The organism is Tritonibacter sp. SIMBA_163, assembly GCF_046535935.1.
Classification (GTDB): Bacteria; Pseudomonadota; Alphaproteobacteria; order Rhodobacterales; family Rhodobacteraceae; genus Epibacterium; species Epibacterium scottomollicae.
The window spans coordinates 1-279 of the sequence record NZ_JAWJBP010000314.1 but is presented as its reverse complement, the minus strand read 5'-3'; the positions used below and the strand labels follow the sequence as shown (position 1 = coordinate 279).

Sequence of the window (279 nt, the reverse complement as noted above, 5' to 3'; positions counted from 1 at the left end):
CGCTTCGCCGACTCGCAGTGGCTCATGCTCGGCCCGGCGTCCGAGTCGTTCTACAGCCACCCCGACTTCCCCGAGCTGCTCCGCCGGTCGCTCCGCGTGATGTATCGGGGTCGGCTCGTCGAACGCGCCCGCAGCGAAAACCCTTTGGCGCGCAGCTTTCGCCACACCCTCGGCGTCACCCACGTCGGAGGGAAGTACCACTTCACCGACGACGACTTTCTCAACGAAGGCGCTCGCGTCCTGGAGAAGCTCGGGACGAAGACCATCAAGATATGGCTC

1 protein-coding gene is annotated in these 279 nt (G+C 65.2%); it reads left to right on the top strand.

The features are described from left to right. Positions 1 to 279, top strand: a 279-nt coding sequence (locus tag R0J92_RS22535; RefSeq protein ID WP_411053297.1) for a hypothetical protein, incomplete at both ends; no start/stop codon positions are given.